This window comes from Streptomyces sp. TAA486, assembly GCF_000426165.1.
This window is the reverse complement of the sequence record NZ_AUEV01000022.1, coordinates 1-14,742: the sequence shown is the minus strand read 5'-3', so window position 1 is coordinate 14,742 and position 14,742 is coordinate 1. Positions and strand designations below refer to the sequence as shown.

14 protein-coding genes and 1 pseudogene are annotated in these 14,742 nt (G+C 69.7%); 9 read left to right on the top strand and 6 right to left on the bottom strand.

The genetic code is table 11. The annotated features are described in order from the left end of the window. Positions 1-140 precede the first annotated feature (140 nt). The 3 genes from I004_RS0126630 to I004_RS36215 all read left to right on the top strand — a co-directional run bounded on the left by I004_RS0126630 (position 141) and on the right by I004_RS36215 (position 3,350). Positions 141-1,163 carry a rod shape-determining protein gene (locus I004_RS0126630; RefSeq protein ID WP_028437998.1) on the top strand — a complete coding sequence of 341 codons (1,023 nt, stop codon included), beginning with the start codon at positions 141-143 and terminating at the stop codon, positions 1,161-1,163. A gap of 138 nt (positions 1,164-1,301) precedes the next feature. Beyond that, positions 1,302-1,508 carry a DUF2277 domain-containing protein gene (locus tag I004_RS0126625; protein ID WP_028437997.1) on the top strand — a complete coding sequence of 69 codons (207 nt, stop codon included), beginning with the start codon at positions 1,302-1,304 and terminating at the stop codon, positions 1,506-1,508. Between the two features lie 84 nt (positions 1,509-1,592). Then, a complete protein-coding gene (locus tag I004_RS36215; protein ID WP_051345473.1) occupies positions 1,593-3,350 on the top strand; it encodes a BCCT family transporter in 1,758 nt (585 codons plus the stop codon). A gap of 156 nt (positions 3,351-3,506) precedes the next feature. Here I004_RS36215 and I004_RS0126615 read toward each other — a convergent pair whose 3' ends face one another. Continuing rightward, entirely contained in the window at positions 3,507-4,448 is a 942-nt protein-coding gene (locus I004_RS0126615) for a DUF389 domain-containing protein (RefSeq protein ID WP_028437996.1), read from the bottom strand. A 262-nt stretch (positions 4,449-4,710) separates the two neighbouring features. Here I004_RS0126615 and I004_RS0126610 point away from each other — a divergent pair, with 262 nt between their 5' ends. From I004_RS0126610 to I004_RS0126600, 3 genes are all read left to right on the top strand, one after another. Beyond that, entirely contained in the window at positions 4,711-5,694 is a 984-nt protein-coding gene (locus I004_RS0126610; RefSeq protein ID WP_028437995.1) for a tripartite tricarboxylate transporter substrate binding protein, read from the top strand. A 68-nt stretch (positions 5,695-5,762) separates the two neighbouring features. Then, positions 5,763-6,281, top strand: a complete 519-nt coding sequence (locus tag I004_RS0126605; RefSeq protein ID WP_051345486.1) for a tripartite tricarboxylate transporter TctB family protein — start codon at positions 5,763-5,765, stop codon at positions 6,279-6,281. A 3-nt stretch (positions 6,282-6,284) separates the two neighbouring features. Next, positions 6,285-7,898 carry a tripartite tricarboxylate transporter permease gene (locus I004_RS0126600; RefSeq protein WP_028437993.1) on the top strand — a complete coding sequence of 538 codons (1,614 nt, stop codon included), beginning with the start codon at positions 6,285-6,287 and terminating at the stop codon, positions 7,896-7,898. 154 nt (positions 7,899-8,052) lie between these two features. Here the strand turns inward: I004_RS0126600 and I004_RS0126595 are convergent, their stop codons facing one another. From I004_RS0126595 to I004_RS0126585, 3 genes are all read right to left on the bottom strand, one after another. Next, entirely contained in the window at positions 8,053-8,799 is a 747-nt protein-coding gene (locus I004_RS0126595; RefSeq protein ID WP_028437992.1) for a VTT domain-containing protein, read from the bottom strand. Positions 8,800-8,957: 158 nt separating this feature from the next. Next, on the bottom strand, positions 8,958-9,893 hold the full coding sequence (locus I004_RS36210) for a hypothetical protein (RefSeq protein ID WP_028437991.1): 936 nt from the start codon (positions 9,891-9,893) through the stop codon (positions 8,958-8,960). 616 nt (positions 9,894-10,509) lie between these two features. Further along, on the bottom strand, positions 10,510-11,052 hold the full coding sequence (locus I004_RS0126585; RefSeq protein ID WP_051345472.1) for a hemerythrin domain-containing protein: 543 nt from the start codon (positions 11,050-11,052) through the stop codon (positions 10,510-10,512). A 371-nt stretch (positions 11,053-11,423) separates the two neighbouring features. Here I004_RS0126585 and I004_RS0126580 point away from each other — a divergent pair, with 371 nt between their 5' ends. Continuing rightward, positions 11,424-12,248: an alpha/beta fold hydrolase gene (locus tag I004_RS0126580; RefSeq protein ID WP_028437989.1), complete on the top strand. Its 825-nt coding sequence runs from the start codon at positions 11,424-11,426 to the stop codon at positions 12,246-12,248. Between the two features lie 65 nt (positions 12,249-12,313). Here I004_RS0126580 and I004_RS36205 read toward each other — a convergent pair whose 3' ends face one another. Further along, complete coding sequence (locus I004_RS36205; protein ID WP_486580387.1) at positions 12,314-13,081, bottom strand: peptidoglycan recognition protein family protein; 768 nt, start codon at positions 13,079-13,081, stop codon at positions 12,314-12,316. A gap of 132 nt (positions 13,082-13,213) precedes the next feature. Continuing rightward, complete coding sequence (locus I004_RS36200; protein ID WP_158677110.1) at positions 13,214-13,816, bottom strand: VTT domain-containing protein; 603 nt, start codon at positions 13,814-13,816, stop codon at positions 13,214-13,216. Positions 13,817-14,195: 379 nt separating this feature from the next. Here I004_RS36200 and I004_RS38555 point away from each other — a divergent pair. After that, positions 14,196-14,309 (top strand): annotated as a pseudogene (locus I004_RS38555) (TOBE domain-containing protein); the annotation flags it as partial. Between the two features lie 105 nt (positions 14,310-14,414). Further along, on the top strand, positions 14,415-14,742 hold a 328-nt coding region (locus I004_RS0126560), incomplete at its 3' end, for an extracellular solute-binding protein (protein ID WP_028437988.1).

Sequence of the window (14,742 nt, the reverse complement as noted above, 5' to 3'; positions counted from 1 at the left end):
CCGGCCCCGCCGGGCTGCTCGCCGCATCACTCGGGCGGAGCAGCCCAGCGGGCGGCCCCACCGGGCCGTGTGCACGCTGAGGTCAGGGTCCCCACGTGCGAGCGGACCCCTCCCACGCACCGGCAAGGATGGGGAACACCGTGAGCAAGCCTCTTGACCAGCTGCGCCGTTGCTCGGTAGCCGTCGACGTCGGCTCCGCCCGCACCCGTGTCCACATCAAGGACGCGGGGCTCGTCGTGGACGAACCGTCCGTCGTCGCCGTGAACACCTTCTCCGGGGCGCTGATCGCCGTCGGCACCGCCGCCGAGCGCATGGACGGGCGCACACCGGGCCATATCCGCGTCGTGCGTCCCGTCAGCAACGGCACCGTGGTCGACATCGAGATGGCCCAGCGGATGCTGCGGGCGCTCGTCGGGTCCTCGGTACGGCGTGCGTGGCGGCGGCGGGGTGCCATGCAGCGTGCGGCCGTCACGATTCCGCACAACGCCGACCCGCTGGCCCGCAGCGCGGCGGTCGAGACCCTGACAGGTGTGGGCGCGAAGCAGGTGGAACTGGTCGACACCCCCACCGCGGCCGGCGTGGGCTGCGGACTGCCCGTCGAGCAACCCGAGGCGACCATGATCCTCGTCTGCGGGGCCACGACGACCCAGATCGCCGTGCTCTCGCTGGGCTCGATCGTCTCCGCGACGACCGTGCCGATGGGGGGCGACACCATTCATCACGCGGTCGTCCAGCATCTGCGCAACCACCACGAGCTGATCCTCCCCAGCCAGGCCGTCCGCCCGCTGCACCTGGCGCTCACGGGCGCCGGAGAGGGCCAGACGACCGAGGTGTGGGGCCGCGACGTGGCGACCGGCATGGCCCGCACCGTGTGCATCGACCCCGACGACGTGCGGGCGGCCATACAGGCTCCTCTGATCGGGCTCTCCGATGCGATCCGCAGCGTCCTGCACAACTGCCCGCCCGACCTGGTCGCGGACCTGGCGGACCGCGGCATGGTGCTGGCGGGCGGCAGCGCGCTGCTGCCAGGGCTCGACGAGCGTCTGCGGACGGGCACGGGCATGCCCGTCCACATCGCGGACCAGCCGTCCCTCAGCGCGGTCAACGGCCTCGCGGCCATGGTGGAAGGGCAGGTCATGCCACTGAACGTCGATGTCCGCTGATCAAGGGACCGGCAGGACCGGTCCACGACCGCACCGTCTCCCCCTTCCCCTCGGGCTCCGTCCGGGGGAGGCACCGAGTCCGTCCACCGGCCGTCCCGGACGGTGACCGGGACGGGGTGGCGGAAGTAGCGTCGGAGTATGTGCAGAAACATCAAGACACTCCGACCGCCCTACGCCGAAGCCGTCACCGACGACGACATGCGGGCAGCAGCCCTGCAGTACGTACGGAAGGTGTCCGGCTTCCGGAAGCCCGCGGCACACAACGCCGAAGCCTTCGACAAGGCCGTCGAACGAGTGGCAGCAGCGACCGAGGACCTCCTTGCGTCACTGGTTGTGCGCAGCTGAAGACAAACAGATTTTCGGACGGCATGCTGATCAGGAAGTCGGGTAGCTGCTCCCCGATCTGATCCAGAACTGAAAGGTCAAAGCGTGCCGGAAAAACGGGTGGAACAGGACGCGACAGGGGAGCCGCCGGGCGGCGACTCCGCCGGTCTGCGGGCTACGTCGAAACCACAGACCGACAAAGTGGTGTTCGGTGTCACAGCTGCGCTGACCCTGGCCTTCGTGATCTGGGGGGCAGTTGCCACCGACTCCCTGGACAGCGCGGCGAGCGCGATGCTCACCAGCACGATGCACAACGGCGGTTGGGCCTTCGTACTCGCGGCCTCCGGCTTCGTCGTCTTCTCCCTCTGGCTGGCATTCAGCCGTTACGGGAAGATCACCCTCGGCAAGGAGGGCGAGGAGCCGGAGTTCCGGACGGTGTCCTGGGTCGCGATGATGTTCAGCGCGGGCATGGGCATCGGCCTGATGTTCTACGGCGTCAACGAGCCGCTGTCGCACTTCACCGACCCTCCCCCGGGTACGGGCGGCTCCGCGGCCGAGCGCATGCAGACCGCGATGGCGACGACTCTGTTCCACTGGACCTTGTATCCCTGGGCCATCTACGCGGTCGTCGGTCTCGCCATCGCGTACAGCTGCTTCAGGCGCGGCAGGCGGCAGACCATCAGCGCCGTCTTCACACCGCTCATCGGTGAGAAGAACGCGAACGGTGCCTTCGGACGCGTCATCGACATCCTGGCCATCTTCGCGACCCTCTTCGGTTCCGCCGCCTCGCTGGGCCTCGGCGCCCTGCAGATCGGCAGCGGTGTGAAGGAGATCAACTGGGCCTCGAAGGTCGGCACACCGATCCTGGTGATCATCATCGCGGTGCTGACCGCGGCGTTCGTCGCCTCCGCGATCTCGGGTGTCGAGAAGGGCATCCAGTGGCTGTCCAACATCAACATGGTGCTGGCGGGCCTGCTGGTCCTCTTCGTCTTCGTCGTCGGCCCGACGGTGCTGATGCTCAACCTGCTGCCGACATCGGTGGGTTCGTTCATCGGTGACCTGCCGCAGATGGCCGCGCGAACCGACTCGACCGGGGGCAAGGACGTCGCCACGTGGCTCTCCAGCTGGACGGTCTTCTACTGGGCGTGGTGGATCTCGTGGACGCCGTTCGTCGGCATGTTCATCGCCCGCATCAGCCGGGGCCGTACGATCCGGCAGTTCGTCGGCGGCGTGATCCTCGTGCCGAGCGTCGTGAGCCTGGTCTGGTTCGCGATCTTCGGTGGTACGGCCATCAGCCTCGAGCGTGGCGGTGCCAAGCTGACCGACCAGTCGACGGCGGAGGGCCAGCTGTTCGCGATGCTGCGCGAGTACCCGATCGCGAGCGTCACCAGCCTCATCGTGATGATCCTGGTCGGCATCTTCTTCGTGTCCGGCGCCGACGCGGCGTCCATCGTGATGGGAACCCTCTCCCAGAAGGGCACGCTGGAGCCGGGCAAGAACGTCGTCATCGTCTGGGGTGTGCTCACCGGTGCGGTCGCCGCGATCATGCTGTTGATCGGCGGGGGCGGAGCATCGGCGCTGACCGGTTTGCAGAATCTGACGATTCTCGTGGCGGTGCCGTTCACGCTTGTGATGATCGGCATGTGTATCGCGCTCACGCGGGATCTGCGGCGCGACCGGCTCATCGTCACCGGCGAACGCGGTGACGAAGCCATCGAGATCGCCGTGCTCGCCGGCCACGAGCAGTACGGCGGCGAGTACGAGATCCTCATCGGGCCGACCAACAGCGCCTCCTCGGACAGCGATCCGCAGGACTCGGCCGAGGGCGACGACGGCAAGGCCGGCGCGATGCAGAAGGACTGAGTCCGCCGGGAGCCGGGCCGACCGGCCCGAGCCGGCCCCGCGCCTCCCGTACGGAACGACGGTGCCCCGCAACGCGATTCGCGTTGCGGGGCACCGTCGTTCGTGGAATCGCCGCGGCAGTAGCGGCGGGGCCGGCTCCGCGGCGGACGTCACACGTCAGGCCGTCCGGGCGAGGTGCCTGCGCTTCCAGGCCCAGAACGCCCTCTGTCCGGAGAGAGTGAGCGTTCCTGCTACGAGAATTCCACACAGGTTCAGCGCCAGTTGCTCCGCCGACGCAAGGGACTCCCCCGGCAGTCCGTAGCTCAGTGCCATCGCGGCGTTGGCCGCCGCCGGCACGGTGGTCACGGAGATGGCCACGCCCACCAGCGCGCCCGACTTGGCCGAAGTGAGCGAGAGTATCCCGGCGATGCCCGCCAGGACGGCGACCACGAACGACATCCAGTCCGGATTCCACACGAACTCACTGACCGGGTGCGGCTGTCGGTACTTCTCCTCGCTGAACAGGCCCAGCGCGTCCATCAGTTCGGTGAAGGCACCCGTCGCGAGCATCGCCAGCGGGAAGCCCACGACCAGCGCGATCAGCGGACGCAGCGCCAGACGCGGGCTGCGTCGCACCAGCGCAGTGCAGACCCCCGCGAGCGGTCCGAACTCCGGCCCCACCACCATCGCGCCGACGATGAGGATCGCGCTGTCGAGCATGACGCCGCAGGCGGCCAGCATCGTCGCGACGACGAGGAACGCCAGATAGGTGAGCGAGAGGCGGGACTCCTCGTGCGTCGCGTCGGTCAGGGACTCCCACAGCACGGCGTCCACGCCCTCGCCCGGGGCGTCGACCTCGGCCTGGGTGCCGCGGTCGGAGAGCGAAAGGTCGATGTCCTCGACGGAGATCGCTCCGTGCGTGTGGAGGCCGAGGCGGCGCAGCTCGGTGATGAGCTCGTCGGCGGCCTCGCGGGCGACGTCGCACATCACCACGTCGCCCTCGGGGTCGCGGGCGGTGCCCGGCAGCACGACGAGATGCGCGGTGCCCACGGTCGAGTCCAGCAGGGACGTGACCTCACCAGTACGCGACGACGGAACGATCAGCCGCAGATGAATCATGAGCGGAAGACTAGACGGGACCGCCGCCGGCTCCGCAGCGGACGCCGGCCCGCGGTCCGTCAGGCGCGCGGTGACCCCCTCAACTGCCGCTGCTTTGCGGTGATTTCACCCTTGGAGCGGTTCCCCGCGAAGCCCCGTGAACACAATGACCACAACGATCATTAAGTTCTTTCGCGCACAGGGGGCGAAACCGCCGCGTACCCCGTGCAGCATGTGGGCCGTCCCCCCACCCGGACCTCACTCACGAAAGGCGGTGCCCCGCGTGCGTCAGCGCACTCTCATGTCTCTTCTCGGGGCGACGCTGCTCGTACTGATCGGCCCCCCGCTGATCACAACGGGCAGCGGTGCCGAGACAGGGACGAACATCCCCGGGCTGCAGTTCATGGTGCCCAACACGCCCGGCGGCGGCTACGACATCACCGCACGCACAGCCGCCAAGGACGCGGAGGACACCGAACTCAACCACAACATCGAGGTGTTCAACCTGCCGGGCGCCGGCGGCACCGTCGGCCTGACCCGGCTCGTCAACGAGCGCGGCAACGGCAAGCTCGCCATGTCGATGGGCCTCGGCGTCGTGGGCGCCGTGCGCACGAACGACTCGCCTTCCACTCTCGACGAGGCGACTCCGATCGCGCGCACGGTGGAGGAGCCGGACATCGTCGTGGTCTCGAAGAAGTCCAAGTACAAGACGTTCGAGCAGCTGCTCGCCGACTGGAAGAAGAAGCCCGGCTCGCTGCCCGTCGGCGGCGGCTCGTCGGCCGGAGGCCCCGATCATCTGGCCCCGATGCTCATGGCCAGGGACGCCGGCATCGAACCCAAGACCGTGAACTACGTGCCCTTCGACGGCGGCGGCGAACTCCTCGCATCCGTGCTCGGCGGCAAGGTCGCCTTCGGCATCTCCGGCATCAGCGAGTACCGCGACCAGATCAAGTCCGGCGAACTGCGCCTGCTCGCCGTCACCGGCAAGAAGCGGATCGAGGGCTTCGACGCACCGACCCTCAAGGAGGCGGGCATGGACGTCGAGTTCACCAACTGGCGCGGCATCATGGCGCCGCCCGGCCTGTCGGACAAGGAGCGCACCAAGCTCATCCACTTCTTCGACGAGCTCCACCGCAGCCCGCAGTGGCAGAAGTCCCTCAAGCGCAACGGCTGGGACGACGCGTATCTGACCGGTGAGAAGTACGGGGACTTCCTCAAGGCCCAGGACAAGCGTGTCGAGTCCGTCCTCGAGGAGGTGGGCAAGTGAGCACCGGATCAACCGAGTCCAAGGAACCCACGCAGGACGCGGAAGCACCCGCCTCCGGTTCCGGTGCGGTGAACTCGCCCTCGCCGCCCGGCGGTTGGCGTGAATGGCTGCGCGGCCGCTCCGAACTCGGCGTCAGCGTCCTGCTGCTGGTCGTCGGCGTGCTCGTGCTCGGCGACACGCTCACCATGGAGACCGTCGCGGGCCAGCGCGGCCCGGTCGGCCCCAGGACGGTCCCGCTCGTCGTCGGCGTCGCCCTGCTCGTGGTCGCCGTCGTCCTGGCCGTCGACGTGCTCCGCGGTGGGCGCGGAGAAGGAGACGCCGGAGAGGTAGCAGGCAGCGAGCCCGCCGACTGGCGCACCGTCGCGCTCCTGGCCGGGATCTTCCTCGCCAGTGCCGTCCTCATCGACCCGCTCGGCTTCCCGGTCACCGGCGCCCTGCTCTTCTGGGGTTCCGCGTACGCGCTCGGCAGCCGCAACTTCTCCCGCGATCCGCTGATCGCTGCCGTCCTGTCCATGGCCACCTTCGCGGCCTTCAACACCTTGCTGGGCGTCCCCCTGCCCGGCGGCCCGCTGATGGGGGTGCTCTGACCGATGGAATCTCTCACGTCCCTGCTCGACGGCTTCGGCACGGCGCTGACGCCGCTCAATCTGCTGTGGGCGGCGGTCGGCGTACTGCTGGGCACCGCCATCGGCGTACTGCCCGGCATCGGCCCCGCCATGGCGGTCGCCCTGCTGCTGCCGGTGACCTACGGGCTCGACCCCGTCGGCGCGTTCATCATGTTCGCGGGCATCTACTACGGCGGGATGTTCGGCGGCTCCACCACCTCGATCCTGCTCAACACCCCGGGTGAGAGCGCGGCCGTCGTGACGGCCATCGAGGGCAACCCGATGGCGAAGTCCGGACGCGGCGCACAGGCTCTCGCGGCAGCCGCAATCGGCCACTTCGCGGGCGGCATGATCGGCACGATCCTGCTGGTGGTCCTGGCGCCGACGGTCGCAGCGCTCGCGGTGGACATCGGTGCGCCCGACTACTTCGCGATCATGGTGCTGGCGTTCATCGCCGTCACGTCCGTGCTCGGCAGCTCGCGGGTACGGGGCTTCGCGGCGCTGCTGATCGGTCTGACGATCGGGCTCGTCGGGCTCGACCAGATGACGGGCCAGCAGCGGCTCACCTTCGGCAGCCTCCAGCTCTCCGACGGCATCGACGTCGTCATCGTGGCCGTGGGGCTCTTCGCCATCGGCGAGGCGCTGTGGGTCGCCGCCCACGCACACAGGAGCGCCGGGGAGTCGATCCCCGTGGGGCGGCCCTGGCTCCACCGGTCCGACCTGCGGCGCACGTGGAAGCCGTGGCTGCGCGGGCCGGCCATCGGTTTCCCGTTCGGGGCGATCCCCGCCGGCGGCGCCGAGATCCCCACGTTCCTCTCGTACGTCACCGAGAAGCGGTTCTCCAAGCACAAGAAGGAGTTCGGCAAGGGCGCGATCGAGGGCGTCGCCGGACCCGAGTCGGCGTCGTCGGCCTCGGCCGCCGGAACGCTGGTCTCGCTCCTGACCCTCGGTCTGCCCACGACCGCCGTGGCCGCCGTGATGCTGGCCGCGTTCCAGCAGTACGGGATCCAGCCCGGCCCGCTGCTCTTCGAGCGGGAGCCCGACCTGGTGTGGGGCCTCATCGCCTCGCTCTTCGTCGGCATGGTGCTGCTGCTCGTGCTCAACCTGCCGATGGCGCCGGTCTGGGCGAAGCTGCTGCGCATCCCGCGCCCGTACCTGTACGCGGGAATCCTCTTCTTCGCGGCCGTCGGCGCCTACGCGGTGGGCGGCGAGGCCATCGACATGGTGATCCTGCTCGTCATCGGGGTCGTCGGGCTGATGATGCGGCGCTTCGGGCTGCCGGTGCTGCCCGCGATCATCGGCGTCATCCTCGGACCCAACGCCGAGCAGCAGCTGCGCCGTGCGCTGCAGATCAGCGACGGCAGCGTGACGGGGCTGGTGAACACGCCGTTCGCGGTCACGATCTACGTGGTGATCGTCGTGCTGCTCGCCTGGCCGTGGCTGCGGCGCCTGGCCGGGCGTGGACGGCCGGAGTGGCCCGGCGGTCCTCGCGAAGGCGGCCGCGGCGACGGCGGGAGCGGCGGAGCCGACGGTGCTCCGGACGCGGACGGCAGCGACGACAAGGGCGGGACGGACGACAAGGAGGGCGCCAAGGTCTGAGACAGCCCTCCTCCCCCGTCTCCGTCTCCCGTCTGCTGCTGATCACACGACTGCGCCCCGTCCGTCCGGTGTCACCCGGGCGGGCGGGGCGCAGTCGCGTGCGGGGTGCGAGCTCGTGTTGCGGTGCGGGAGACTGCTGAGTGCGGGGGCCGCTTCAGCGGCGGGCGTGCCGGCCGCGCTGGCCGCCGTCGTCCGCCGAGTTCCCCGGGGCGCCGGTGGGCGGCACCCCGCCGCCGGACCCGGTGCCGGCCGATGAGCCGGCGTCCGACGCCCCGCGCGACTTCCTCTTACGGGCGCGCAGCAACTCGATGATGATCGGCGTGATGGACAGCAGGACGATGCCGACCAGCATCAACTCGATGTGCTCGCGTACCGCCGCGATCTGCCCCAGCAGGGCGCCGAGCAGCGTGACGCCCGCGCCCCACAGCACGCCGCCGATGACGTTGAAGATCAGGAAGGAGCGGTACTGCATCCGGCTCACGCCGGCGATGATCGGCGTGAACGTCCGCACGATGGGCACGAAACGGGCCAGCACAAGGGACTTGGGTCCGTACTTCTCGAAGAACTCGTGGCCCTTCTCGACGTTCTCCTGCTTGAACAGCTTGGAGTCGGGGCGCTTGAAGAGGGCAGGGCCGACCTTGCGTCCGAAGAGATAGCCCGCCTGGTCGCCGAGCACCGCGGCGATCACCACGAGCGTGCAGACCAGCCACAGCGGATAGTGCAGGTACTGTCCCGTCGCGACGAGCAGACCGGCGGTGAACAGCAGGGAGTCGCCCGGCAGGAAGAAGCCGATGAGCAGGCCGGACTCCGCGAAGACGATCACCAGGATGCCGATCAGACCGAAGGTCTGGATCAGATAGTCCGGGTCGAGCCAACTCGGTCCCAGCGCGAGGGCGGTCACGTCACAGGCTCCTCATCAGTCGCACCGCAGGGGCGGCTGTCGTCGGGGGGGGGTACACGCTATCAACGCTCACGGAGGCCCGGACGTGCCGCCTGGCCCCTGCTGTCGCAGACGTGTCCCGGCTGTCGCCCCTGCCTCGACCCGCGGTTCGGGCCCGGTCATGCCTGCGGGGCGGGCAGCATCTCGTTCCAGTTCGCCCAGTACCCGCCATATCCGTCCGGAACCAGGCCGTCCGGCAGCAACATGTCTCCGGGGGAGCTCATCTGCTGGGTGGGGATGCCCGCGTGGTGCTGCACGGTCTCCCTGCGGTGCTTGCCTCCCTGCCGTCCCGTCTCCTCCGGAGCGACGAACAGCCGTCCCTGCGCGGAGAGATACTGCGCGCGGGCGGTCAGCCTCCGCAGGTCCGTGCCGAGTTCGAGGGCGAGGATCTCCAGGTCGACCCCGGACTGCCAGCCGTCGACGAGCACCGCGTCCTGGACGGGCGACCAGCCCATGTGGTCCGGCAGTTGCGAGTGGTCGTAGGTCTGGAAGTGTTCCTGCGGCTGCTGGTAGTGCTCCTGGGGCTGGTAGTACGACTGCGCGGCGTGGTGCTGGACCGGCTGCTGGTGCTGCGCCTGGTATTGGACGTGCGCCTGGGACGCCATCTGCTGTACCTGCGGGGCCTGTTGCTGGCCCTGCACCTGGTACTGCGGCTGCGGCTGTGTCTGGTCGAGCCCCGGAATGTGGTCGGCGGCCTGCGTCGTTGCCTGCGTGTGCGCGTGGGCGTGGGCCGCGTCGTTTGCCCGTACGTTCTCGTCAGCGCCGGGGCCGGGTTGCTGATGCTGGAGCGGCGCCATCAGCAGATCGTCCGCGAGCGCGCGGGCGTCGTCCCTGCCCACGGTGCGGCGCGCGATGCGCACCTCCCGCTCGGGCAGGCCGAGCATTTCGGCCACCGCCTTGTCGTTGCCGACCACCACCGCGAACGCCGCGAGGGAACGGGCCCGGCTCGCCTGTGCGTCGTCCAGCGTCACCTGCGCCGTACGCACCTCCTCGTCGCTCTGGCAGAAGGCTCTGGCCAGCACCGTGTGCCGTTCCCACAGCTCCCGAGGCTCCATGCAGACCCCGTGTCCTCTCGGTCTTTATGTACTGAATTCACAGTCCAAATCATGCAATCCGTATCTTCGTAGGGCTCAATCTAGTGGCGTGAACGGCGATATCCGTCGCGCCGTGACGGCGTCCGGCGCGTTTCCCCTCGATTCCCCCGGGGTACACAAGTACGGCCCGACGGACGGCTTTCAGGCCGTCACTTCCGGGCGTCCCGCTCGTAGACACCGCCTCACCGGAGGCACGCACCCGGCTGCGCCGCGGTGGCGCGTCCCGCACCACGCGGGACGAGAAGGCCTCAACTCGGCGTGAAACATGAGTAGTTGAGGGCGGGCGACCTGGGACTCGCGCAGTTGCAGCGTGGCTGCAGACAGTTGGCCCGTTGCCGTGCCGGCCTCCGGCAACCGCCGCTCAGCAAGGGCCCCACGTCCCTCAGGAACACCGGGAGAACACCCGCAGCACGAGCCGCAGCCGTGCTCCCCGCCCTCGCAGGTATCGCCCGATGGAAGTACCTCCGCTGCGTCGGGGGGACTCCCACGGCATCGCGGAGCCGGGGCGCACGGGAGCCCAGTTGGGGCGCCTTCCGTCGGCTCCGCGCCCGGCCCTCGCCGTCGGGCGCCGTGTTCCTCAGCTCCCGGACGAGGCGCCCGCCTCCTCCACGATCCTTCGCACGTTCTCCAACCGCCCCGGCGCCGACGCGAGTTGATCCCGGCGAGCGCGGGCGAACGCCCGGCCCAGTTCGGCACGGCGCCCGGAGCCGACGTTCTCGCGGGTGTCGTTGATGAGGGAACGCTCCTCCTCGTCCAGATGGTGGTTCACCGCCTGGACCAGGGCCTCAAGCTTCTCGTCCCAGTCGTCGCTGCCGGGCGCGCCCGCCTCCAGCAGGTCGAGCAACGCCTCGTTGCCCTCGGCGTGTTCCTCGACGCCGTGCTCGACCTCTTCGTCGTCAACGTTCCTGTAGCGACGCAGCGCGGGGTAGACCTCCGTCTCCTCCGCCTCGGCGTGGGCGATCAGCAGATCGGCGAGCCTGTGCAGCGCCGCCGCACGGTCGGCGTCGACGCTGCGCATCTCGCGGAACAGATCCTCCATCGCGCGGTGGTCCCTCAGGATCAGCTCCACGACGTCGTCCGCGTCTTCCTTCTTGCCCTGCTCGGCGAGTGAGTCGACCATGGCACCTCTTCCGTTCTCTGCGGTCCTCCGGCCCCTGCCGGCCCCTTTCCGCTCTCCCCGCCGGTCCTGCTGCCCGCGGATCAAGCGCTCGACTGGTTCCCCTCCCGGGGCATGCCAGTCGTACGTGAGAGGGCTTCCCGGTTGCCTTCAAGAAAGGGCCACAGGATCCGCACACCAAGTCACCGGAATTCACGGACCGTCACGGGCCCGCTCTCACCGGCGGCGATGCGGTCCGCGTTCGCGAGACCCGCGCACCCGCGCGACGGTGGGGACTGAGTTCCCTTCTCCCGGGCCGGCTCCGGGCCGGCTCCGGGCCGGATCCGGAAGAACCGGCAGAACCGGCAGAACCGCAGGATGGAAGGAGTCCAGCCATGGGCACCATCACCACCACGGACGGGACCGAGATCTTCTACAAGGACTGGGGATCGGGACGCCCGGTCGTCTTCAGCCACGGCTGGCCGCTGACGGCGGACGTCTGGGACCCTCAGCTGTTCTTCATCGCGTCACAGGGTTACCGGGTCATAGCGCACGACCGTCGCGGTCACGGCCGTTCCGGTCAGCCGTGGGCCGGCCACGACATGGACACCTACGCCGACGACCTCTCGCAGCTGATGGACAGCCTCAACCTCAGCAACGCCACGCTCGTCGGGCACTCGACGGGAGGCGGCGAGGTGGCGCGGTACCTCGGCAAGCACGGGACGTCCCGCGTGGCGCAGGCCGTGCTGCTCAGCGCCGTACCGCCGCTGATGCTGAAGACGGACGCCAACCCCGAGGGGTCGCCCATGGACGTCTTCGACGAGCTGCGCGAGAGCGTGCGGAAGGACAGGTCGCAGTTCTACCAGGACCTCACCGCCCCCTTCTACGGCGCCAACCGGCCCGGCTCGGACGTCTCCGAGGGCACGCGTGACGCGTTCTGGCTGATGGCGATGTCGGTGGCGATGAATGCCTCGTACGAGTGCGTGAAGGCGTTCTCCGAGACCGACTTCACCGACGACCTGACGCGGATCGACGTGCCCGTCTTCATCGCGCACGGCGACGACGACCAGATCGTCCCCATCGACGCGTCCTCGCCCAAGACCGCCGAACTCGTGAAGGACCCGACCCTCAAGATCTACCCGGGCGCGCCGCACGGTCTGTACGGCGCGCGCCACGACACGTTCAACAACGACCTGCTGGGGTTCCTGAAGACCGCCTGAGCGCGGAGCGGTCCCGGGGCCTGACGGTCCCGGGGCCGGACGCGGGCGGCGGCGTGACCGCCTGGTCACTGTCTGCCCGCCTCCGTCGACGGGCGGTCCGGCCTCCTGGCCTCGGCGCGCTCGCGCAGGCGCGCGGCCTCGTCCCGTATCTGCGGGAGTTTGCCGTGCAGCGCTCTGCCCGGGCAGGAGGTCTCGAAGGCGTCCCGGTGCCCGGCTATGACGTGGAACCGGGCATGGTCGCCCTTGTCGAAACGGCTCTCGTCGCTCGAGGAGACGAGGCGCGTCGCGCTGTGCGGGTCGATGCCGCGCTTCAGCTTCCACGCCGCGAGGGCGGCGATCGAGTCGATCATGACCTGCGGAACCTCGGCGCCCTCGTCGAAGGTGCCCATGGCCGCTATGCCGAGGCTGCGGGCGTTGAACCCCTTCGTGTGCGCCCCTTCGACGGAGCGGCCACGTGCGCCGGAGCGGCCCTCGTAGATGTTGCCGCAGTGGTCGACGACGAAGTTGTAGCCGAGGTCGTCCCAACCGCGCTCGACGTGTTCCGTCTCCAGCTGCCGCAGCATCCGTGGCACGGCGTCGCAGTCGTAACCGTTGGGCTGGCTCGTGTGGTGGACGAAGACGACCCGCACGTTCTTCATCGTCGACGCCCGCTCCCTCACGAGGCTCTCGTCGGCGTGCCAGGAGCTGCGCGGAACGATGTCGGGGCGCGGCGCGCCGGGCAGCGTGCGCGCCTCGGCCGGCTCGCGGTGCCGCTGCCGGTGAGCGGCGGGCGAGAGGGCATCCCTCACCGGCTCCTCCCAGCTCATGGCGAACGCGAGTGGCACGAGTGCCACGTACACGAGCCTGCCGGGACGCCTCCGCTTGGGCTTACGGTGCCGCATAGGACAAAAGGTGCACCGAGGTCGCACGCTCGCACAGGTGACCGGATCCGTTCGGGTGAGTGGCCCGCTCGTCTCCGGACGCCGCTACTGCGGCACGGGGTCCGGCTCCTCGGGCTCCTGGGGCCTCTCGGACTCTTCGAGGCGTCCGCGCGCGATGCGCCGCACGGCCGACACCACACCGGCTACGAGGAGCGACACGAGCGGGCCTATGAACCACCGGGCCACACCGTCCATGGCGAACCGCCCGCCGAGGTATCCGAGCCCGACGGTGTACGAGACGAAGACGGCCTCGGCGATCACCGCGCCGAGGAGATAGCTGCGCACCGGGTAACCGACCACCCCGGCGGTCAGCCCGCCCACGCCCCGCCCGCCGGGTACGAAGCGCACGGCGATCACCGAGGGCACCCCGTGCCGCTCCAGACCCGCGGCCGTGCGCTCCAGCAGCGACCTGCGGCCGGGCCTGCGGCTCAGCCAGGCGACGACCCGGCCGCTGGACCTCCGGCCCGCCCAGAACACTCCCAGGTCGCCCAGAACGGTGCTGCCCAGCAGCACGAGGATGAGAAGAGGCAGGTTCAGCCCGCCCGCTGCGGCCATGGCACCGGCACCGGCCACCAGGGCGGAATTCGGGATCATCGGCGGCAGGGTGGCGAGCACCAGCAGGGCGTAGATCCAGTGCGCGCTGTCCATGTCCACGCTCCCGGCACCGTGGGTCATCGCCTCTTCGCAGGCTGACAGGAGCCGGGACGGTGTTCAACAGACGGAGAATGAGCCCGGGGAGAACTGCGAGTTCTCCCTTGGGGGTTCGCCCCGGTCACCCTGAGGCCGCCCTGGCTGGTCACGGGCGCAGGCACGTGCCGCCGTTGGGAGTACGGGCCTCCCGGCCGGTCCCGCACTGGGGGCGGATTGCCGCGGCTACGCCAAGGCGGTGCTCGACCTCGTTGTCGGGCCCCGGGCCGGGCTTCGGGGTCTGGCCGGGCTCCGGGCCCCGGCCCGCATCGGGCTTGCCGGCGCGTGCAGAGGCCGACTCCAGGCACCGTCACACCGCGGCGGCGGACGTCGACCGAGCAACCGTCTGGTGTCCCTGCTGACGCGGGAGGCCGTCGAGGAGCTGGGCCTGGAGGTCGGCATGCAGGCCACCGCCAGAGTGAAGTCGACCAACGTGCACATCGACCGCACCTGAGCACCACCCCGTCCCCGAATCCTTCCCGCCGCGACCTGCCCGGACGCCCGCCGACCCCCCTCCCCCGCGCCCGTCGACCCTCACCGTTCAAGGAGCCTCAACTTCATGTCGTCCACGGTCACTTGGTGGCGTGCCGCCGCCGCGATCATCACCGCCTCGCTCCTCATACCGCTGACCGCCTGTGGCAGTGACAAGAAGGACAGCGGCACCGAAGAGGGCTCGAGCAATGCCACCGAGGCCGAACTGACGGTCCTGGCCGCCTCTTCACTCACCGACGTGTTCAAGATCGCGGGAAAGACCTACGAGAAGGAACACCCGGGTACGAAGCTGAAGTTCTCCTTCGCTGCTTCCCAGGAGCTCGCCGCCCAGGTCAAGCAGGGCGCCCCCGCAGACGCACTGGTCACCGCCGACACCAAGACCATGGACGGGCTGA